The sequence below is a fragment of the Microvirga subterranea genome (assembly GCF_003350535.1).
GTDB classification, from domain to species: Bacteria; Pseudomonadota; Alphaproteobacteria; order Rhizobiales; family Beijerinckiaceae; genus Microvirga; species Microvirga subterranea.
In genome coordinates this window covers 408556-430494 of the sequence record NZ_QQBB01000002.1, presented here as the reverse complement: position 1 = coordinate 430494, position 21939 = coordinate 408556, and the positions used below count along the sequence as shown (strand labels likewise).

At 64.1% G+C, this 21939-nt stretch carries 15 protein-coding genes and 3 tRNA genes; 2 read left to right on the top strand and 16 right to left on the bottom strand.

What is annotated here, in order from left to right; all coding sequences use genetic code 11:
• Position 1 precedes the first annotated feature (1 nt).
• The 16 genes from tuf (DES45_RS06750) to DES45_RS06675 all read right to left on the bottom strand — a co-directional run bounded on the left by tuf (DES45_RS06750) (position 2) and on the right by DES45_RS06675 (position 18906).
• Positions 2-1192, bottom strand: coding sequence for an elongation factor Tu (gene tuf / locus DES45_RS06750; protein ID WP_114769200.1), 1191 nt, complete (start codon positions 1190-1192; stop codon positions 2-4).
• Positions 1193-1237: 45 nt separating this feature from the next.
• Positions 1238-3313: an elongation factor G gene (gene fusA, locus DES45_RS06745; RefSeq protein ID WP_114769209.1), complete on the bottom strand. Its 2076-nt coding sequence runs from the start codon at positions 3311-3313 to the stop codon at positions 1238-1240.
• Between the two features lie 25 nt (positions 3314-3338).
• On the bottom strand, positions 3339-3809 hold the full coding sequence (gene rpsG / locus DES45_RS06740; RefSeq protein WP_114769208.1) for a 30S ribosomal protein S7: 471 nt from the start codon (positions 3807-3809) through the stop codon (positions 3339-3341).
• A 33-nt stretch (positions 3810-3842) separates the two neighbouring features.
• On the bottom strand, positions 3843-4214 hold the full coding sequence (rpsL, locus tag DES45_RS06735; RefSeq protein ID WP_109596495.1) for a 30S ribosomal protein S12: 372 nt from the start codon (positions 4212-4214) through the stop codon (positions 3843-3845).
• Between the two features lie 515 nt (positions 4215-4729).
• On the bottom strand, positions 4730-8905 hold the full coding sequence (rpoC, locus tag DES45_RS06730) for a DNA-directed RNA polymerase subunit beta' (protein ID WP_114769207.1): 4176 nt from the start codon (positions 8903-8905) through the stop codon (positions 4730-4732).
• Positions 8906-9019: 114 nt separating this feature from the next.
• Positions 9020-13150, bottom strand: coding sequence for a DNA-directed RNA polymerase subunit beta (rpoB, locus tag DES45_RS06725; RefSeq protein WP_114769206.1), 4131 nt, complete (start codon positions 13148-13150; stop codon positions 9020-9022).
• Between the two features lie 244 nt (positions 13151-13394).
• Positions 13395-13769: a 50S ribosomal protein L7/L12 gene (gene rplL, locus DES45_RS06720; RefSeq protein WP_114769205.1), complete on the bottom strand. Its 375-nt coding sequence runs from the start codon at positions 13767-13769 to the stop codon at positions 13395-13397.
• Positions 13770-13820: 51 nt separating this feature from the next.
• The gene (rplJ, locus tag DES45_RS06715; RefSeq protein ID WP_114769204.1) at positions 13821-14339 is read right to left on the bottom strand and encodes a 50S ribosomal protein L10; all 519 of its coding nucleotides are present in this window, start codon (positions 14337-14339) and stop codon (positions 13821-13823) included.
• A gap of 584 nt (positions 14340-14923) precedes the next feature.
• Positions 14924-15625 carry a 50S ribosomal protein L1 gene (gene rplA / locus DES45_RS06710; RefSeq protein ID WP_114769465.1) on the bottom strand — a complete coding sequence of 234 codons (702 nt, stop codon included), beginning with the start codon at positions 15623-15625 and terminating at the stop codon, positions 14924-14926.
• 10 nt (positions 15626-15635) lie between these two features.
• Complete coding sequence (gene rplK / locus DES45_RS06705) at positions 15636-16064, bottom strand: 50S ribosomal protein L11 (protein WP_114769203.1); 429 nt, start codon at positions 16062-16064, stop codon at positions 15636-15638.
• Between the two features lie 167 nt (positions 16065-16231).
• Positions 16232-16765 (bottom strand): transcription termination/antitermination protein NusG, encoded by a 534-nt coding sequence (gene nusG / locus DES45_RS06700; protein WP_114769202.1) that lies wholly within the window; start codon positions 16763-16765, stop codon positions 16232-16234.
• A 12-nt stretch (positions 16766-16777) separates the two neighbouring features.
• Positions 16778-16978 carry a preprotein translocase subunit SecE gene (gene secE / locus DES45_RS06695; RefSeq protein WP_114769201.1) on the bottom strand — a complete coding sequence of 67 codons (201 nt, stop codon included), beginning with the start codon at positions 16976-16978 and terminating at the stop codon, positions 16778-16780.
• A 163-nt stretch (positions 16979-17141) separates the two neighbouring features.
• Positions 17142-17218, bottom strand: a tRNA-Trp gene (locus tag DES45_RS06690).
• Positions 17219-17265: 47 nt separating this feature from the next.
• Entirely contained in the window at positions 17266-18456 is a 1191-nt protein-coding gene (tuf, locus tag DES45_RS06685; protein ID WP_114769200.1) for an elongation factor Tu, read from the bottom strand.
• A 273-nt stretch (positions 18457-18729) separates the two neighbouring features.
• Positions 18730-18803, bottom strand: a tRNA-Gly gene (locus tag DES45_RS06680).
• Between the two features lie 18 nt (positions 18804-18821).
• Positions 18822-18906 (bottom strand) — tRNA-Tyr (locus DES45_RS06675).
• Positions 18907-19097: 191 nt separating this feature from the next.
• Between DES45_RS06675 and DES45_RS06670 the strand changes: the two genes are divergently transcribed.
• Positions 19098-19922, top strand: a complete 825-nt coding sequence (locus DES45_RS06670; RefSeq protein WP_114769199.1) for a TrmH family RNA methyltransferase — start codon at positions 19098-19100, stop codon at positions 19920-19922.
• Between the two features lie 239 nt (positions 19923-20161).
• Entirely contained in the window at positions 20162-21877 is a 1716-nt protein-coding gene (locus DES45_RS06665; protein ID WP_114769198.1) for an MFS transporter, read from the top strand.
• Positions 21878-21939: the final 62 nt, after the last annotated feature.

Genomic DNA, 21939 nt, shown 5'->3' with positions numbered 1-21939 from the left:
ATTAGTCCATCACGCTGGCGACGACGCCGGCGCCGACGGTGCGGCCGCCCTCACGGATGGCGAAGCGCAGCTTCTCCTCCATGGCGATCGGCGCGATCAGCTCCACTTCCATCGTGATGTTGTCGCCCGGCATCACCATCTCGGTGCCCTCGGGCAGCTTCACCACGCCGGTCACGTCCGTCGTGCGGAAGTAGAACTGCGGACGGTAGTTGGCAAAGAACGGCGTGTGACGGCCACCCTCTTCCTTCGTCAGGATGTAGGCCTCGGCCTTGAACTTCGTGTGCGGCTTGATCGAGCCGGGCTTGCACAGCACCTGGCCGCGCTCCACGTCCTCGCGCTTCGTGCCACGAAGCAGAACGCCCACGTTGTCGCCCGCCTGGCCCTGGTCGAGCAGCTTGCGGAACATCTCGACGCCCGTCACCGTCGTCTTCTGCGTGTCGCGAAGACCCACGATCTCCACTTCCTCGCCGACCTTGATGATGCCGCGCTCCACGCGACCCGTCACCACCGTGCCGCGGCCCGAGATCGAGAACACGTCCTCGATCGGCATCAGGAACGGCTGGTCCACCGGACGCTCCGGCTGCGGGATGTAGCGGTCGACCTCGGCCATCAGCTCGAGAACCCGGTCACGCCCGATCTCAGGCTGACGGTCCTCCAGCGCGCACAGGGCCGAGCCCTTCACGATCGGAATGTCGTCGCCCGGGAAGTCGTACTTCGACAGAAGCTCGCGAACCTCAAGCTCGACCAGATCCAGAAGCTCCGGATCGTCGACCATGTCGACCTTGTTCATGAACACCACCAGGGCCGGAACGCCGACCTGACGGGCGAGCAGGATGTGCTCGCGGGTCTGCGGCATCGGGCCGTCCGCCGACGACACCACCAGGATCGCGCCGTCCATCTGCGCCGCGCCCGTGATCATGTTCTTCACGTAGTCGGCGTGGCCGGGGCAGTCCACGTGGGCGTAGTGCCGGTTCGTGGTCTCGTACTCCACGTGCGCGGTCGAGATCGTGATGCCGCGAGCCTTCTCCTCCGGCGCCTTGTCGATCTGGTCGTACGCCGTGAACGTCGCACCACCCGACTCCGCCAGAACCTTCGTGATCGCCGCCGTCAGAGACGTCTTGCCATGGTCCACGTGACCAATCGTCCCAATGTTGCAGTGCGGCTTAGTCCGCTCAAACTTTTCCTTCGCCATCGTGGCACCCGTTCCTTTGAATCTTAAGAATGTTGCTTAGTGGGTTCAGGCGTATTTCGCCTGAACCTCGGCAGCCACGTTCGACGGCACCTGCTCGTAGTGGTCGAACTGCATCGTGTAGCTCGCACGCCCCTGGCTCATGCCACGCAGCGTGTTCACGTAGCCGAACATGTTGGCGAGCGGGACCATCGCGTTGATGACCACGGCATTGCCGCGCATGTCCTGACCCTGGATCTGGCCACGACGGGAGTTGAGGTCACCGATGACCGAGCCGGTGTAGTCCTCAGGAGTCGTCACCTCGACCTTCATGACCGGCTCGAGAAGGACGGAGCTGCCCTTCTGGAGAGCCTCACGCATGGCGGCACGAGACGCGATTTCGAAGGCGAGAGCCGACGAGTCGACCTCGTGGAAGGCGCCGTCGATCAGCTCGACCTTGACGTCCACGACCGGGAACCCGGCCACGACGCCAGCGCCGATCACCGACTGCAGGCCCTTCTCGACGCCCGGGATGTACTCCTTGGGCACGGCGCCGCCGACGATCTTCGACTCGAACCCGAAGCCGGCTCCCGGATCGTTTGGCATGACCACCAGCTTGACGCGGGCGAACTGGCCCGTACCGCCGGTCTGCTTCTTGTGGGTGTAGTCGACCTCGGCCTTCTTCGTGATCGTCTCACGATAGGCGACCTGCGGAGCGCCGATGTTCGCATCGACCTTGTAGGTACGACGGAGAATGTCGACCTTAATGTCGAGGTGAAGCTCGCCCATGCCCTTCAGGATCGTCTGTCCCGACTCTTGGTCGGTCGAAACGCGGAAGGACGGATCCTCGGCCGCAAGCTTCGCCAGGGCGAGACCAAGCTTCTCCTGGTCGGCCTTCGACTTCGGCTCGATCGCGATCTCGATGACCGGCTCCGGGAACTCCATGCGCTCGAGGATCACGGCCTTGTTCGGGTCGCAGAGCGTGTCGCCGGTGCGGACTTCCTTCAGGCCGGCCAGAGCGACGATGTCGCCGGCGTGAGCCTCCTTGATGTCCTCACGGTTGTTCGCATGCATCAGCAGCATGCGGCCGACGCGCTCTTTCTTGTCACGCGACGAGTTGAGAAGCGTCTCGCCCGCGTTCACCTTGCCGGAGTAGATGCGGCAGAAGGTGATCGTGCCCACGAAGGGGTCATCCATGATCTTGAAGGCGAGCATGGAGAACGGCTCTTCGTCGGAAGGCTTGCGAACGGTCTCTTCCTCGGTCTTGAAGTCGATGCCCTTGATCGCGCCACGATCTGCCGGAGACGGAAGGAAGGCCACGACGGCGTCGAGCAGGGGCTGAACGCCCTTGTTCTTGAACGCCGAGCCGCACAGAACCGGGTGGAAGGCACGACGCTGAACCGCGGTGCGGACCAGGCGACGCAGCGTCTCCTCGTCGGGCTCCTGGCCCTCGAGGTAAGCCACCATCGCATCATCGTCCATTTCGACGGCAGCCTCGACGAGCTTGCCACGGTACTCCGCGGCCTGATCCTGCAGGTCAGCCGGGATCTCGACCTCGTCGAAGTTCGCGCCGAGCGAATCGCTCTCCCAGACATAGGCCTTCATCTTGATCAGATCGACCATGCCCTTGAAGTCGCTCTCGGCGCCGATCGGGATCTGGAGGCAGACAGGCTTGCCGGCAACACGCTTCACGATGTCGTCGACGCAGTTGAAGAAGTTCGCGCCGGTCTTGTCCATCTTGTTGACAAACACGATGCGCGGAACGTCGTACTTGTCGGCCTGGCGCCAAACGGTCTCGGTCTGGGGCTCGACGCCCTGGTTGCCATCGAGAACGCAAACGGCGCCGTCGAGCACGCGCAGCGAACGCTCCACCTCGATGGTGAAGTCCACGTGGCCGGGGGTGTCGATGATGTTCAGACGCTTGCCGTCCCAGAAGCAGGTGGTGGCAGCGGACGTGATCGTGATGCCACGCTCCTGCTCCTGCTCCATCCAGTCCATGGTGGCAGCGCCTTCATGGACTTCACCGATCTTGTGCGACTTGCCGGTGTAATAAAGGATACGCTCGGTCGTCGTCGTCTTACCGGCATCGATGTGGGCCATGATGCCGAAGTTACGGTAGTCCTCAATTGCGTGCGTGCGGGGCATCGCTTAGCTCCTCAGGGTCCGGCCGTTACCAGCGATAGTGCGAGAACGCACGGTTGGCTTCCGCCATCCGGTGAGTGTCTTCGCGCTTCTTGACGGCGTTACCCCGGTTGTTCGAGGCGTCGAGCAGCTCGGCGGAGAGCCGGTCGACCATGGTCTTATCGTTGCGGCCGCGGGCGGCCTGGATGATCCAGCGGATCGCGAGAGCCTGACGGCGCTCGGCACGGACTTCGACCGGGACCTGGTAGGTTGCGCCGCCGACGCGGCGGGAGCGGACCTCGATCGCCGGAGCGACGTTGTCGAGGGCCTGCTTGAAGACCTCAAGCGGGTTGGCCTTGGCGCGGCTCTCGATGATGTCGAAGGCACCGTAGACGATGCTTTCGGCAGCAGACTTCTTGCCGTCGTACATGATGGAGTTCATGAACTTGGTGACGACGATATCCCCGAACTTCGGATCCGGGATGATCTCACGCTTTTCGGCGCTGTGGCGGCGGGACATGAGCTGACTCCGACCTCAATAAGAAATGACGGCTTACTTCGGCCGCTTCGCGCCGTACTTCGAACGACGCTGCTTACGATTCTTCACACCCTGCGTGTCGAGCACGCCGCGGAGGATGTGGTAGCGAACACCCGGAAGGTCCTTCACGCGGCCGCCGCGGATCATGACCACGGAGTGCTCCTGAAGGTTATGGCCCTCGCCCGGGATGTAACCGATGACTTCGTAGCCATTGGTCAGGCGGACCTTGGCGACCTTACGAAGAGCCGAGTTCGGCTTCTTCGGGGTCGTCGTATAGACGCGCGTGCACACGCCCCGCTTCTGCGGGCAGGCCTCAAGCGCGGGAACCTTATTCCGGCTCTTTTGCGCCGTCCGCGGCTTGCGGATCAGCTGACTGATCGTTGGCATCCTGTGCCCTCTTTCAACAGCCACCGCCCGGTGGCCTTTGAGTGTCTTCAACGGTTAAGCGCCGCCCTGGCGAGCCTTTTGAGCTTGCACAAAACGAAGCCACGCCATTGGCTTCAGGAAGCCCTTGGCGCGGTGCGATTGCAGAGGACCACGATTTCGAGACCGCGGTCGTGCCCTAATCTGACTTCTGTCAGTCAAGGTTGAGTTCGGCAGCGTTTAGGTGGCATCGGTCGAAGCTAGGCGCTTCGACTGGCGGAAACCTACGGCCAGCCGGAAAGTCCGGTCTCTCTAGCGCCCGAGTCGGGGAAAGTCAACACTTTTCGGATTTCCCAAGGGAAATCGCCGATCCTGCGTCGAGGAGACCACTGCCAAGCCCGTTCAGCCGAGCTGCCTCGGTTCATATGGGAACGGCCTGAGCCCGCGCAAGAGCGCCGCCTCTGCCGTGTGAAGAGGGGAATGGCATAAAGAGAAAAGGCCGCCCGGAGGCGGCCTTCTCGATTGGCTAAGCTGGGCGGTTACTCGGCCGCCGGAGGCAGTTCGCTGACCTGAGCCTGCGACTCGGAGCGCTTCTGCTGCAGGATCAGGTCGTCGCGATGCTGGGCGACGGCCTTGATCTGAGCGTTCAGGGCGCCGGTGCCGGCCGGGATAAGGCTGCCGACGATGACGTTCTCCTTGAGGCCTTCGAGGGTGTCCACCTTGCCGTTGACCGCCGCCTCGGTGAGGACGCGGGTGGTCTCCTGGAAGGACGCCGCCGAGATGAAGGAGCGGGTCTGCAGCGATGCCTTGGTGATTCCGAGCAGAACAGGCACGCCGACGGCGGGCTTCTTCTTCTCGGCCACGAGGCGCTCGTTGATCTCCTCCATCTCGAGACGATCGACCTGCTCGCCGGTGAGGAGGTCGGAATCGCCGCTCTCGGTGATCTCCACCTTCTGCAGCATCTGACGAACGATCACCTCGATGTGCTTGTCGTTGATGAGCACGCCCTGGAGGCGGTAGACCTCCTGGATCTCATTCACCAGGTAAGCGGCCAGCTCCTCGACGCCCTTGATCGCAAGGATGTCGTGCGGGGCCGGGTTGCCGTCCACGATGAAGTCGCCGATCTCGACAACGTCGCCGTCTTGCAGGTGGATGTGCTTGCCCTTCGGGATCAGGTACTCCACCGGCTCGGAGCCATCGTGCGGATTGAGCGTCAGGCGACGCTTGTTCTTGTAGTCGCGGCCGAACTGAATCGTGCCGGACTTTTCCGCAATGATGGCCGCGTCCTTCGGACGACGGGCTTCGAACAGCTCCGCCACGCGCGGCAGACCGCCCGTGATGTCGCGGGTCTTGGCGCTCTCTGTCGAGACGCGGGCCAGCACGTCACCCGCCTTGACCTTCGCACCGGGATCGACCGCGAGGATCGCGTCGACGGGCAGGAGGTAGCGGGCGTCGCCGCCACGGGCCAGCTTGGCGACCTTGCCGCCCTTGCCCTCGATGATGACCGCCGGACGCAGGTCGGCCGTACGGGTCGAACCGCGCCAGTCGATGACCACGCGCTTGGCGATGCCGGTGGACTCGTCCATCGTCTCGATCATCGAGGCGCCGTCCACGAGATCCTCGTAGCCGACCACACCTTCCATCTCGGTCAGGATCGGGCGGGAATAGGGGTCCCACTCCGCGATGCGCTGGCCGCGCTTGATGGTGTCGCCCTCGTCGACCTTCAGGCGCGAGCCGTACTGCAGGCGGTGAACCGCACGCTCAGCGCCGTCGGGCCCGGAGATCACGACAGCCACGTTGCGGCCCATGACCACCAGATCGCCATCGGAGTTGCGCGCAATGTTCTTGTTGCGGAAGCTGACGATGCCCTCGAAGCTCGACTCGAAGAAGGACGAGTCGGCAATCTGGGCCGCGCCGCCGATGTGGAAGGTGCGCATGGTGAGCTGGGTGCCCGGCTCGCCGATGGACTGCGCCGCGATGACGCCGACAGCCTCGCCGTGGTTGACCGGGGTGCCCCGGGCCAGGTCGCGGCCGTAGCAGGTGGCGCAGACGCCGTTCTTGGACTCGCAGACGAGCACGGAACGGATCTTCACCTCCTGGATGCCGGCGGCGCCGATCGCCTCGAGGTGCTGCTCCTCGATCATCGTGCCCTTCGGAACGATGATCGTGCCGTCCTGGGCGACCAGGTCCTCGGCCGTGGAGCGGCCCAGGATGCGGGAGGCCAGCGACGCGACCACCTGGCCGGCGTCGATGATGGCCCGCATGCGGATGCCCTTCTCGGTACCGCAATCCGGCTCGCGGATGACCGCGTCCTGAGCGACGTCCACGAGACGACGGGTCAGGTAGCCCGAGTTCGCCGTCTTGAGCGCAGTGTCGGCCAGACCCTTACGGGCGCCGTGCGTCGAGTTGAAGTACTCGAGCACGTTCAGGCCTTCCTTGAAGTTCGAGATGATCGGCGTCTCGATGATCTCGCCCGACGGCTTGGCCATGAGGCCGCGCATCGCCGCGAGCTGCTTCATCTGGGCCGGAGAGCCACGTGCGCCCGAGTGGGACATCATGTAGATCGCGTTGACCGGCTTGTCGCGGCCGCTCTCGTCCTTCTTAACGGTCGAGATGCGGTTCATCATCTCGCCGGCGAGGCGGTCCGAGCACTTCGCCCAAGCGTCGACGACCTTGTTGTACTTCTCACCCTGGGTGATGAGGCCGTCCTGGTACTGCTGCTCGTAGTCCTTCGCGAGGGCACGAGTCTCCTCGACGATCTGCCACTTGTTCTCCGGGATCACCATATCGTCCTTACCGAACGAGATGCCGGCCTTGAACGCGTTGTAGAACCCGAGCGCCATGATGCGATCGCAGAAGATCACCGACTCCTTCTGACCGCAATGCCGGTAAACGGCATCGATCATGTTGGAGATCTCCTTCTTCGTCATGAGCTTGTTCACGACGTCGTAGGGAAGCATCGGGTGCTTCGGCAGGAGACGCGAGAGCATGACGCGGCCGGCCGTGGTCTCGTAAACCTTCGACATCGGCTGCCCGTCCTCGCCAATCCCCTCCCAGCGGTAGCGGATCTTGGTGTGGAGCGTGATGACCTTCTCGTGGAGGGCGTGCTCGATCTCGCCCATGTCGGCGAAGGCCTTGCCCTGGCCGGGCTCGCCGTCGGACACGATCGACAGGTAGTAGAGGCCCAGAACGATGTCCTGCGACGGCACGATGATCGGCTGACCGTTGGCCGGGTGCAGGATGTTGTTCGTCGACATCATGAGCACGCGGGCTTCGAGCTGCGCCTCGAGCGAGAGCGGCACGTGGACGGCCATCTGGTCACCGTCGAAGTCCGCGTTGAACGCGGCGCAGACGAGCGGGTGCAGCTGGATCGCCTTGCCCTCGATGAGGGTGGGCTCGAAGGCCTGGATGCCGAGACGGTGCAGGGTCGGAGCGCGGTTCAGGAGAACCGGATGCTCGCGGATGACCTCGTCCAGGATGTCCCAGACCTCGGGCTTCTCCTTCTCGACGAGCTTCTTCGCCTGCTTGACGGTGGCCGAGAGGCCGCGGGCGTCGAGCTTGGCGTAGATGAACGGCTTGAAGAGCTCGAGCGCCATCTTCTTCGGCAGGCCGCACTGGTGGAGCTTGAGCTCCGGACCCACGACGATGACCGAACGGCCCGAATAGTCGACGCGCTTGCCGAGCAGGTTCTGGCGGAACCGGCCCTGCTTGCCCTTGAGCATGTCCGCGAGCGACTTCAGCGGACGCTTGTTGGCGCCCGTGATGACGCGGCCGCGGCGGCCGTTGTCGAACAGGGCGTCGACAGCCTCCTGAAGCATGCGCTTCTCGTTGCGGATGATGATGTCCGGCGCGCGCAGCTCGATCAGCCGCTTCAGACGGTTGTTGCGGTTGATGACGCGGCGATAGAGATCGTTCAGGTCCGAGGTCGCGAAGCGGCCGCCGTCCAGAGGCACGAGCGGGCGCAGATCCGGCGGGATCACCGGAACGACCGTCAGGATCATCCACTCGGGCTTGTTCCCCGACATGAGGAAGGCTTCGATGATCTTCAGGCGCTTCAGGAGCTTCTTGGGCTTGAGCTCCGAGGTCGTCGTCGCGATCTCCTCGCGGATGTCGACGGCCACCTTCTCGAGGTCGAGCTCCTGCAGGATCCGCCGGATGGCTTCCGCGCCGATCATGGCCGTGAAGGAATCCTCGCCGTACTCGTCCTGGGCGCGGAGATACTCCTCCTCGGACAGCAGCTGGCGGTCCTTGAGCGGGGACAGGCCCGCATCAACGACGATGTAGGACTCGAAATAGAGGATGCGCTCCAGATCCTTGAGGGTCATGTCGAGCAGCAGACCGATGCGGCTCGGCAGGGACTTCAGGAACCAGATATGCGCAACCGGAGCGGCCAGCTCGATGTGGCCCATGCGGTCGCGGCGGACGCGCGCGAGGGTCACCTCGACGCCGCACTTCTCGCAGATCACGCCCTTGTACTTCATGCGCTTGTACTTGCCGCACAAGCACTCGTAGTCCTTGATCGGGCCGAAGATTCGCGCGCAGAACAAGCCATCGCGTTCGGGCTTGAACGTGCGGTAGTTGATGGTCTCGGGCTTCTTGATCTCGCCGTAAGACCAGGACAGAATCTTCTCAGGGCTCGCGATCGAGATCTTGATCTGATCGAAGCTCTGCGGCTGCGCCGTTTGATTGAAAAGATTCATGACCTCTTGATTCATCGCCGTCTCCTGGGCTGGAGGACGCTAGATAAGCACCCTCACCGGCAATTGCATGAGGCCGCGGCATGAAAACCACCGCGGCCCGATCGTATAAGTCCTAAAGCGCCTCGCGCCTTACTCGGCCGCCTCGGCCGGAGGCAGCTGCTCCGGTTCGTTGGCGGACCTCTTGGAGTTGGTGAGCTCCACGTTGAGGCCGAGCGACCGCATTTCCTTCACGAGCACGTTGAAGCTCTCCGGAATGCCCGACTCGAACGTGTCGTCGCCGCGCACGATGGCCTCGTAGACCTTGGTGCGGCCGGCCACGTCGTCCGACTTGACGGTGAGCATCTCCTGAAGGGTGTAGGCCGCGCCGTAAGCCTCGAGCGCCCACACCTCCATCTCGCCGAAGCGCTGGCCGCCGAACTGGGCCTTGCCGCCCAGCGGCTGCTGGGTGACGAGGCTGTAGGGACCGATGGAGCGGGCGTGGATCTTGTCGTCCACGAGATGGTGGAGCTTCAGCATGTAGATGTAGCCCACCGTGACCTTGCGGTCGAACGGCTCACCCGTGCGTCCGTCGTAGAGCGTCACCTGACCCGAGGGGTCGAGACCGGCCTTCTGAAGCATGGCCTCGATGTCCGACTCCTTCGCGCCGTCGAAGACGGGCGTGGCGAACGGAACGCCGCGGCGCAGCTTGTTGCCGAGATCGACGAGCTCGTCGTCCGAAGCCTGCTCGATTTCCGGCAGGTTGCCGTAGATCGAGACGAGCTGCTCGCGCAGGCCCGAAGCCCTGCCGGACTTCATGTAGGCGTCGACCGCCTGGGCGACCTGCTTGCCGAGACCGGCGGCAGCCCACCCTAGGTGCGTCTCGAGGATCTGACCCACGTTCATGCGGCTCGGCACGCCCAGCGGGTTGAGCACGATGTCCGCATGGGTTCCGTCCTCAAGGAACGGCATGTCCTCGATCGGGACGATGCGGGACACGACGCCCTTGTTGCCGTGACGGCCGGCCATCTTGTCGCCGGGCTGGATCTTGCGCTTCACGGCCACGAAGACCTTGACCATCTTCATGACGCCGGGCGGGAGCTCGTCGCCGCGCTGAAGCTTCTCGACCTTGTCGAGGAAGCGCTGCTCAAGGCGCTTCTTGGACTCGTCGTACTGCTTCTGCATGGCCTCGATCTCGGCCATCCGAGCATCGTTGTCGACGGCGAACTGCCACCACTGCGAACGCGGATGGTCGTTCAGGATCTCGCGGGTGATCGCGCTGTCCTTCTTGAAGCCCTTCGGGCCAGCAACGCCGCTCTGTCCGATCAGGATCTCTGCCAGACGGGCATAGGTGTTGCGGTCGAGGATCGCCTGCTCGTCGTCGCGGTCCTTTGCGAGACGCTCGATCTCCTCGCGCTCGATGGCCTGGGCGCGCTCGTCCTTGTCGACACCGTGACGGTTGAAGACGCGGACTTCCACGATCGTGCCGGTCACGCCCGGGGGTACCCGGAGCGAGGTGTCGCGAACATCGGAGGCCTTCTCGCCGAAGATGGCGCGCAGAAGCTTCTCTTCCGGCGTCATCGGGCTTTCGCCCTTCGGCGTGATCTTGCCGACGAGGATGTCGCCCGCATGGACCTCGGCACCGATATAGACGATGCCGGCCTCGTCGAGGTTCTTCAGCGCCTCTTCCGACACGTTCGGAATGTCGCGCGTGATTTCCTCAGGACCCAGCTTCGTATCGCGGGCCATCACCTCGAACTCCTCGATATGGATCGAGGTGAAGACGTCCTCCTTCACGATCCGCTCGGAGAGCAGGATCGAGTCTTCGAAGTTGTAGCCGTTCCACGGCATGAACGCGACGAGCACGTTGCGGCCGAGCGCCAGCTCGCCGAACTCGGTCGACGGGCCGTCCGCGATGATGTCGCCCTTGCGGACGAGATCGCCGGCGCGGACCAGCGGCTTCTGCGTGATGCAGGTCGACTGGTTGGAGCGCTGGAACTTCTGCAGACGGTAGATGTCAACGCCCGGACGGGTCGGATCGGTCTCTTCCGTCGCGCGGATGACGATACGGGTCGCGTCCACCTGGTCGACGATGCCGGCCCGACGGGCCGCGATGGCCGCACCGGAGTCGCGCGCGACGACCGCCTCCATGCCGGTGCCCACGAACGGGGCGTCGGCCTGGACCAGCGGCACCGCCTGGCGCTGCATGTTCGAGCCCATGAGGGCGCGGTTCGCGTCGTCGTTCTCGAGGAACGGGATCAGCGCGGCCGCGACGGACACGAGCTGCTTCGGCGACACGTCCATCAGGTCCACGCGATCCGGGGCCACGACGATCACCTCACCGGCACGGCGGCAGATCACGAGCTCTTCCGTGAGCTTGCCGGTCGGATCCATGGCGGCATTGGCCTGGGCGACGTTGTACTTCGCCTCTTCCATGGCCGAGAGGTAGATCACCTCCTCGGAGACCACGCCGTCGCGGACGCGGCGGAACGGGGTCTCGATGAAGCCGTACTTGTTCACGCGGGCGAAGGTCGCCAGCGAGTTGATGAGGCCGATGTTCGGACCTTCCGGCGTCTCGATCGGGCAGATGCGGCCGTAGTGCGTCGGGTGCACGTCGCGCACCTCGAAGCCGGCGCGCTCGCGGGTCAGACCGCCCGGGCCGAGGGCCGAGAGGCGGCGCTTGTGCGTGACCTCGGAGAGCGGGTTGGTCTGGTCCATGAACTGCGACAGCTGGGACGAGCCGAAGAACTCGCGCACCGCGGCCGCAGCCGGCTTGGCGTTGATGAGATCCTGCGGCATGACCGTGTCGATGTCGACGGAGGACATGCGCTCCTTGATGGCGCGCTCCATGCGCAGGAGGCCAAGACGGTACTGGTTCTCCATGAGCTCGCCGACCGAGCGCACGCGGCGGTTGCCGAGGTGGTCGATGTCGTCGATCTCGCCCTTGCCGTCGCGCAGGTCCACGAGCGCCTTGGTGACGGCGATCATGTCCTCGCGGCGCAGCGTCCGCACGGTGTCGTCCGCGTCGAGGTCGAGACGCATGTTCATCTTCACGCGGCCCACCGCGGAGAGGTCGTAGCGCTCCGCATCGAAGAACAGCGAGTTGAACATCGCCTCCGCCGTCTCGAGGATCGGCGGCTCGCCCGGACGCATGACGCGGTAGATGTCGAACAGGGCGTCCTCGCGGGAGGAAGCCTTGTCGATGGCGAGCGTGTTGCGGATGTAGGGACCGACGGTGACGTGATCGATGTCGAGGACCGGGATCTCCGTTAGACCGGCATCCTCGAGCCCCTTCAGGAGCTTCTCGTTGATCTCGTCGCCGGCCTCGGCATAGATCTCGCCGGTGTTCGCGTTGACGAGGTCTTCCGCGATGTACTGGCCGTAGAGGTCCTCGTCCGTGGCACGCAGCTCGGTCAGGCCCTTCTCGGCGAGCTGGCGGGCAGCGCGCGCGGTGAGCTTCTTGCCGGCCTCGAGCACGACTTCGCCGGTCTTCGCGTCGATGAGGTCGACGGAAGCCTTGAAGCCCTTCATGCGCTCGGCGTCGAACGGAACGGTCCAGCCGTCCTTGGCGCGCTTGTAGATGACGCGGTTGTAGAAGGTGTTGAGGATCTCCTCACCGTCGAGGCCGAGGGCATAGAGGAGCGAGGTGACCGGAAGCTTACGCTTGCGGTCGATGCGTGCGTACACGATGTCCTTGGCGTCGAACTCGATGTCGAGCCAGGAGCCGCGATAGGGGATGATGCGGGCGGCGAAGAGCAGCTTGCCCGACGAATGGGTCTTGCCCTTGTCGTGGTCGAAGAACACGCCGGGCGAGCGATGCATCTGGGAGACGATGACGCGCTCGGTGCCGTTCACGATGAAGGTGCCGTTGTCCGTCATGAGCGGCATGTCGCCCATGTAGACGTCCTGCTCCTTGATGTCCTTGACCGAGCGGGCGCCGGTATCCGGGTCCACATCGAACACGATCAGGCGCAGCGTCACCTTGAGCGGAGCCGCGAAGGTCATTCCGCGCTGGCGGCACTCGTCGACGTCGTATTTCGGCTGCTCGAACGTGTACTTCACGAACTCGAGCAGGGCGGTGTTCGAAAAGTCCGAAATCGGGAAAACCGACTTGAAGACAGCTTGCAAGCCTTCTTCCGGCCGGCCACCCTTGGGCTCTTCGACCATCAGGAACTGGTCGTAGGACGCCTTCTGAACCTCGATGAGGTTCGGCATCTCTGCGACTTCCCTGATTTTCCCGAAGAACTTGCGAATGCGCTTCCGGCCGATCAGTGTATTGGCCATCTGGACCTCGTTCCTCTACACGGCTGATCGAGCACCCTGCCCTGCCAGAGGGCTCGATCAGCCGCCCGACGGCTCAAGCCGTCAGCAAGCCAAAATTCCGGGACCTTCCCGGCCCCATGTGCCGCCAAGATGCCGCTCGGGCTCTTGGACGACACAACGGCCCCAAGCAAAACTGCCTGGGACCGTGTGTTTCTAGACCCCGGCTCGCGCCGGGAGTAACCCCGCGGCCATGTGGCCGCAGAAATTACTTGAGCTCGACCTTGGCGCCGACCTTCTCGAGGGTCGCCTTGATCTTCTCGGCCTCGTCCTTGGCAACGCCTTCCTTGACGGGCTTGGGCGCGCCTTCGACGAGGTCCTTAGCTTCCTTGAGGCCGAGACCCGTGATGCCACGGACTTCCTTGATGACCTCGATCTTCTTGTCGCCGGCCGCAGCGAGAACGACCGTGAACTCGGTCTGCTCTTCAACGGGAGCGGCGGCAGCAGCGCCGGGAGCAGCCGCAACGGCCACAGCCGCGGCAGCGGAAACGCCCCACTTCTCTTCGAGCATCTTCGAGAGCTCAGCGGCCTCGAGAACGGTCAGCGACGAAAGATCGTCAACGAGCTTGGCAAGATCAGCCATTTTTTGATCCTTAAGTTCGGTTCGAACGGTTTGATGGTTGAGGTTACGGCCTCACGCCGCTTCGCCTGTCTTGGCATAGGCCCCGAAGACGCGGGCGAGCTTCGCCGCCGGCGCCGTGCTGAGCTGAGCGATCTTGGTGGCCGGGGCCTGGATGAGGCCGACCAGCTTGCCGCGCAGTTCGTCGAGGGACGGCAAGGTCGCAAGCGCCTTGACTCCGTCCACGTTCAGGGCGGTCGCGCCCATTGCGCCGCCGAGGATCACGAGCTTGTCGTTACCCTTGGCGAAATCGACTGCGACCTTGGCCGCCGCGACCGGATCGCTCGAGTAAGCGATCAGGGTCGGACCCTTCATGAGGCCCGAGATGGACGCGACGTCCGTGCCTTCGAGAGCGATCTTGGCGAGGCGGTTCTTCGCGACCTTCACGGTGGCGCCGGCCTGCTTCATCTGCGCGCGCAGCTTCTGCATGTCGGCGACCGTGAGGCCAGCATAGTGGGCGACGACGACCACGGACGTGCTGGTGAACACGTCATTGAGCGTCGAGACGAGCTCGCGTTTTGCTGCTCTTTCCACTGGGCTCTCTCCGGTTGGCGGATAAATCCGCCGGTTGCACCTGTCGTTCAAGGCCCAGGCTTGCACCCGAGGCATCCTTGAACGACGCTCTCGCAAGCCCTGTCCCCCAAATCACGCCTTTTCAGGCGCACCGGGTGAGATGGTTCGAACCGATACTCATTGCCCACGTTGATGGGCTGAAACTCGGCTTCCCCGTCTATGCAGGTCCTCTCGAATTAAGCCGGACGAACCGGCACCTGCAGTCTCGGACAGGACATAGCCGGAACGCGCCAAAGGAAGACCCTTGGCCCGCCGGCCTGTCACCGCCCCGTTTCCGGAGCGGATTCCTAGCCGATGGCCAGCACGAATCTGGTCACCGGTGATTTTTAGAAACTCAACGCGTCTCCATAAGCCTTTTGGATACAAAAGCCAAGAGGCAATTGCATGACTTTTCCTTGCGGAAAGTTTGGAGCGGAAATCTCACGTAGGAGCAGCCGGCGGCCTGTTCAAGCCCGGCTGCGGAAGGAGACCTCATGGCCCTCCCTCTACGAAAAAGGCCCGGCAGAGACTGCCGGGCCCTTGTCTTGCCTTACCGCCGCTCGGGCTTACGCACCGAGAACGGAAGCGGGGTCGACCTTGACGCCCGGGCCCATCGTCGAAGAAACGGCGACGCGCTGGATGTAGGTGCCCTTGGCGCCCGCGGGCTTGGCCTTGGCGACCGCGTCGGCGAAAGCCTTGATGTTCTCGACGAGCTTGGTTTCGTCGAACGAGGCCTTGCCGATGCCGGCATGGACGATACCGGCCTTCTCGACGCGGAACTCGACCGCGCCGCCCTTAGCGGCCTCGACGGCGCCCTTCACGTCCATGGTGACGGTTCCGACCTTCGGGTTCGGCATCAGGCCGCGCGGGCCGAGAACCTTACCGAGGCGGCCGACGAGCGGCATCATGTCCGGGGTGGCGATGCAGCGATCGAAGTCGATCGTGCCGCCGTTGACGGTCTCGAACAGATCCTCGGCGCCCACCACGTCGGCACCGGCAGCCTTGGCCTCATCGGCCTTGGCGCCGCGGGCGAAGACCGCCACGCGGACCGTACGGCCGGAGCCGTTCGGCAGGTTGCAGACGCCACGGACCATCTGGTCGGCGTGACGGGGATCGACGCCGAGGTTCATCGAGACCTCGATGGTCTCGTCGAACTTGGCCTTGGCGCGCTCCTTGATCAGCTTCACCGCGTCCTGGATCGGGTAGAGCTTGGCGGCCTCGATGCCCTCGCGGGCGGCGCGGATGCGCTTTCCTTCCTTTACAGCCATCATGCCCTCCTTAGGCCACTTCCATGCCCATGGAGCGGGCGGAGCCCGCGATCATGGCCATAGCGGATTCAACGGTGTCGCAGTTGAGATCGGCCATCTTCTTCTCGGCGATCTCGCGGATCTGGTCCTGGGTGACGCGGCCGACCGTGCCACCCTTGCCGGGGGTCTGCGAACCCTTGTCGATCTTCGCCGCCTTCTTGAGGAAGTACGAGACCGGGGGCTGCTTCATTTCGAAGGTGAAGGAGCGGTCCTGATACGCGGTGATGATCACCGGGATCGGGGTTCCCTTCTCCATCTGCGAGGTCTTCGCGTTGAAGGCCTTGCAGAATTCCATGATGTTGAGGCCGCGCTGACCGAGCGCCGGGCCGATCGGCGGCGACGGGTTGGCTGCGCCGGCAGGCACTTGGAGCTTTACGTAGCCCGAGATTTTCTTTGCCATAGGACTGCTTTCCAATGGACCATCCGCCCGGAGCCGACCGAACGGAGTGGTGGTTGCAGGTCGCGGTCCAGCCTGTCGGTCCCGGCTGGCAACCGGGCAGACCTCCCGCGGGTGATGGCCCCTTCAGGGGCCGATGGAGCGGCGTCGCGAAGACGCCTCCCCTTACGTCAGATCTTTTCGACCTGGCCGTATTCGAGCTCGACCGGCGTTGCGCGGCCGAAGATGGACACCGCCACCTTGAGGCGGGCCCGGGCGTCGTCGACTTCCTCGACCACGCCGTTGAAGGAGGCGAACGGGCCATCCGACACGCGGACCTGCTCGCCGACCTCGAAACTCATGGCGGGCTTCGGGTGATCCACACCCTCGGCCACCTGCCCCTTGATCCGCTCGGCCTCACGGTCCGGGATCGGAACGGGCTTCGACTTATCGGCCCCGAGGAAGCCGGTGACCTTCGGGGTGTTCTTGATGAGGTGGTAGACCTCGTCGGTCAGGTCGCACTTCACGAGGACGTAGCCCGGGAAGAACTTGCGCTCGGTGTCGACCTTGCGGCCGCGGCGCACCTCCACGACCTTCTCGGTCGGCACCATGACCTCGTCGAACTTGTCCTCCAGGCCCCGCTGGGCGGCCTGGTCCTTGATGGACTGCGCGACCTTGTTCTCGAAGTTCGAGTAGGCGTGGACGATATACCAACGCTTCGTCATTCCATCCACCCCTTAGCTGCCGAGCCCGAGAAGCACGGTCCGGACGCCCCAGCCGAGCACCTGGTCGACGACAAGGAAGAAGATGCTCGCCAGGACCACCATCACGAAGACCATCGCGGTCGTGATCATGGTCTCCTTGCGGGTCGGCCACGTGACCTTGGCAGCTTCCGAGCGGACCTGCTGCAGAAAATCGAACGGGTTCGTTTTCGCCATTTCGCACAACATCCGCGCCGCCTGGGCCAGGCTGCGGACGTCCTCTGAGGGCACTGTCAGGCCCAAATTGAAGGGGCGCGAGGCCGTTTTTCAAGCCTCGCGCCGCCTGTTTATACCAATGTGGGGCGCTCTGTATCTCAAAACGCCCGCTTTGTCGATCCGCTGGCAGGAGTGGAGGGACTCGAACCCCCAACCCCCGGTTTTGGAGACCGGTGCTCTAGCCGATTGAGCTACACTCCTCCGGCGGTCGACAGGTGGCGGAAGAACCGCCACCTGGATCCTTTTAGTTAGTCCATCACGCTGGCGACGACGCCGGCGCCGACGGTGCGGCCGCCCTCACGGATGGCGAAGCGCAGCTTCTCCTCCATGGCGATCGGCGCGATCAGCTCCACTTCCATCGTGATGTTGTCGCCCGGCATCACCATCTCGGTGCCCTCGGGCAGCTTCACCACGCCGGTCACGTCCGTCGTGCGGAAGTAGAACTGCGGACGGTAGTTGGCAAAGAACGGCGTGTGACGGCCACCCTCTTCCTTCGTCAGGATGTAGGCCTCGGCCTTGAACTTCGTGTGCGGCTTGATCGAGCCGGGCTTGCACAGCACCTGGCCGCGCTCCACGTCCTCGCGCTTCGTGCCACGAAGCAGAACGCCCACGTTGTCGCCCGCCTGGCCCTGGTCGAGCAGCTTGCGGAACATCTCGACGCCCGTCACCGTCGTCTTCTGCGTGTCGCGAAGACCCACGATCTCCACTTCCTCGCCGACCTTGATGATGCCGCGCTCCACGCGACCCGTCACCACCGTGCCGCGGCCCGAGATCGAGAACACGTCCTCGATCGGCATCAGGAACGGCTGGTCCACCGGACGCTCCGGCTGCGGGATGTAGCGGTCGACCTCGGCCATCAGCTCGAGAACCCGGTCACGCCCGATCTCAGGCTGACGGTCCTCCAGCGCGCACAGGGCCGAGCCCTTCACGATCGGAATGTCGTCGCCCGGGAAGTCGTACTTCGACAGAAGCTCGCGAACCTCAAGCTCGACCAGATCCAGAAGCTCCGGATCGTCGACCATGTCGACCTTGTTCATGAACACCACCAGGGCCGGAACGCCGACCTGACGGGCGAGCAGGATGTGCTCGCGGGTCTGCGGCATCGGGCCGTCCGCCGACGACACCACCAGGATCGCGCCGTCCATCTGCGCCGCGCCCGTGATCATGTTCTTCACGTAGTCGGCGTGGCCGGGGCAGTCCACGTGGGCGTAGTGCCGGTTCGTGGTCTCGTACTCCACGTGCGCGGTCGAGATCGTGATGCCGCGAGCCTTCTCCTCCGGCGCCTTGTCGATCTGGTCGTACGCCGTGAACGTCGCACCACCCGACTCCGCCAGAACCTTCGTGATCGCCGCCGTCAGAGACGTCTTGCCATGGTCCACGTGACCAATCGTCCCAATGTTGCAGTGCGGCTTAGTCCGCTCAAACTTTTCCTTCGCCATTGATCTCTACCTTGATGAGGCCAGGAACAAAATTCTCAGGGCGTCCCGATATTGCGGTTGCGCTCTTTGCGCAAGAGCCAATTTCGATATCCGGTCGCATAGTTTTGGATGACGCGGCCCGTGGGACCACCCCGGCACATGTCGTCAAGGGAACCCGTGGTCGGAATGCGTCGTGCCGCCGTGGCTATGTCGAAGCTTCCCTGCGGATTGTCAAGCCTGGGCCCCAGGCACGCGTCTTGCCAGGCAGAGCATGAAAATGGCGGAGAGAGAAGTTGGAGCGGGTGAGGGGAATCGAACCCCCGTATTCAGCTTGGAAGGCTGCTGCTCTACCATTGAGCTACACCCGCACTCAAACGACGGGTTGGTGGTGGGGGAAGTAGGACTCGAACCTACGAAGGCATAGCCAGCGGATTTACAGTCCGCCCCCTTTGCCGCTCGGGACATTCCCCCTAGAGCCAACCAATGCGCCTGGGCGCCGCGGTCGTTCACGGTGCGCCGTTTCGTCGGCCGGCGTTCCGTGGCGGCTCTTATGGTGACACGCACAGCCGGTGTCAACTCCAAAGAGCGCACAAAAGACGACGGGTCGTGAAGCGAACCGGCCTGTGCTATGTGCCTGCCTTCCTTGAACGAGACCGCACCCCATGAGCGACCGCCCCTTCCCGCCCCGCAAGCCCCGTTTCCAGCGCCCCGCCGGGAAGCACGGCCGCCGGGATCCCCAGCCGAAGCGCTTCCCGACCGACCTGGACGTCACCGTCCTTTACGGCTGGCATCCGGTCGTCGAGGCGCTTCGCAACGGCAAGCGCCGGCTCCGGCGGCTGCTGGCGACCGAGAATTCCGTCGCCCGCCTCAACGAGGAACTCGGCGCTCCCCTGCCGCTTGAACCCGAGGTCGTCCGGCCGCACGACATCAGCCAGCTCGTCGAGCCGGATGCCGTCCACCAGGGCCTCTATCTCGAGGCCGATCCCCTGCCCTCCCCGACCATCGACACATTGAGCGGCACGCGTGTGGTGCTTGCCCTCGACCAGATCACCGATCCTCACAACGTGGGCGCCATCGTGCGCACGGCGGCCGCCTTCGGGGTGGAGGCGATCATCACCACTGCCCGCCACAGCCCGGCCGCCACCGGCGTCCTGGCGAAATCCGCATCCGGTGGGCTCGAACACGTCCCCTTCATGATCGTCAAGAACCTCGCCGACTCGCTGATCGCCCTCGGCGAGCGGGGTTTTCAGCGCATCGGGCTCGATTCGTCGGGGGACGCGAATCTCGACGAAGTTCCCGTCCGCGCGCCGGTGGTCCTGGTGCTCGGCTCGGAGGGCAAGGGACTGCGTCAGCGGACCCGCGAGTGCTGCGACGTCATCGGGCGGCTCGACATGCCGGGCGAGATCAAGAGCCTGAACGTGTCCAATGCTGCGGCGATCTCGCTCTATGCTGTGACCAGAGCAGTTGCAGCAAACGCCGCAAAGTAGAAAACGCCAAGCTTTAAGTGTTTATCCGCCCTGAATATTTCGCGCTGCAGCAAAGGCATCTTAGACGGAAGTCTCAAATACGAATTGGGAATTGTGGCGAATGCCTCCGGCGCTAGCCTTCCTGTCGCACTCGATTCCTGGTCGCGCTTTGCGGCCACGGTCACTCAAGCCCGATCCGGCCGGTGTCGGAAAGGGCCAAGAACCCGAATACGGGCATGCGATTTATGGAAGGGAACCCTATGGCAACAGCAGCAACCACGCCGCATACGGCCGCCGCAGCGCGGCCGATGACGCGGGAAGAGAAGAAGGTCATCCTGGCCTCCTCTCTCGGCACCGTCTTCGAATGGTACGACTTCTACCTCTACGGCTCGCTCGCCACGATCATCGGCGCGCAGTTCTTCTCCGCGTTCGACGTGACGACCCGCAACGTCTTCGCGCTCCTCGCCTTCGCGGCGGGCTTCCTGGTGCGCCCCTTCGGCGCCATCGTGTTCGGCCGCATCGGCGACCTCGTCGGCCGCAAGTACACCTTCCTGATCACCATCCTGATCATGGGCTGCTCGACCTTCCTCGTCGGCCTGCTGCCCAGCTATGCCCAGATCGGCTGGCTCGCTCCGGTGATCCTGATCGCCCTGCGCATGCTCCAGGGCCTGGCGCTCGGCGGCGAGTACGGCGGCGCGGCCGTGTATGTCGCGGAGCATGCCCCGGTGGGCCGTCGCGGTTTCTACACCAGCTTCATTCAGATCACCGCCACGGTGGGTCTGCTGCTGTCTCTGGTAGTCATCCTGGTCCTGCGCACCTGGATGGGCGAAGCGGGCTTCCAGCGCGGTGAGGGCTACGCGATCGCCGGTTGGCGCATCCCGTTCCTGCTCTCGGTGGTGCTGCTCGGCATCTCGGTCTGGATTCGCCTTCAGATGCAGGAATCCCCGGCCTTCAAGAAGATGAAGGAAGAGGGCACCCAGTCCAAGGCTCCTCTGAAGGAGGCCTTCGGCCAGTGGTCGAACATGAAGATGGTGCTCATCGCCCTGATCGGTCTCGCGATCGGCCAGGCCGTGGTGTGGTACACGGGGCAGTTCTACGCCCTGTTCTTCATCCAGAGCATCCTGAAGGTCGACCTGCTCACCTCGAACGTGCTGATCGCATGGTCGCTCATCCTCGGAACCGGCGGCTTCGTGTTCTTCGGCGCCCTCTCCGATCGAATCGGCCGCAAGCCGGTCATCCTCGGCGGCTGCCTGATCGCGGCAATCACCTACTTCCCGCTGTTCGGGATGCTGACGAACGTGATCAGCCCGCAGATGACCCAGGCGCTCGAGAACGTGAAGGTCCAGGTCGCGGCCGATCCGGCCACCTGCGGCTCGGTGTTCGACCCAGTCGGCATCCGCACCTTCACGGCTCCGTGCGACGTGGCTCGCGTGGCCCTGGCCCGCGCCGCCATCAAGTACGAGCTCGTCCCGGCTCCCGCCGGCTCGCCCGCGAAGGTCACCTTCAACGGCAAGGAAGCTCCGATCGATGCCGCTGTTCCGGCCAGCATCACCACCTTCTCCAACGCGGCGGCCGAAGCCGGCTACCCGAAGGCGGGTGACGCGAGCATCCTGAAGCTCAGCGGCTTCCTCTCGGCGCTGGGAAGCATGCAGGCGATCAAGGCGATCCTGATCCTGACGGTCCTCGTGATCTACGTCACGATGGTCTATGGCCCGATCGCGGCGGCGCTGGTCGAGTTCTTCCCGACCCGCATTCGCTACACGGCCATGTCGCTCCCCTACCACATTGCCAACGGCTGGTTCGGCGGCCTCCTGCCTCCCACGGCCTTCGCGATGGTGGCGGCCACCGGCGACATCTACTACGGCCTGTGGTACCCGATCGTGATCGCGATGGTGACCTTCGTGGTCGGCCTCCTCTTCGTCCCGGAGACCAAGGACCGCGATATCATGACCTACGAGGGCCCGGCCGGTCGGTAATCTCCGGCAGCCTCTCGAAAACGAGGAAAGCCCCGCCGTTCGGCGGGGCTTTTCATTTGAGA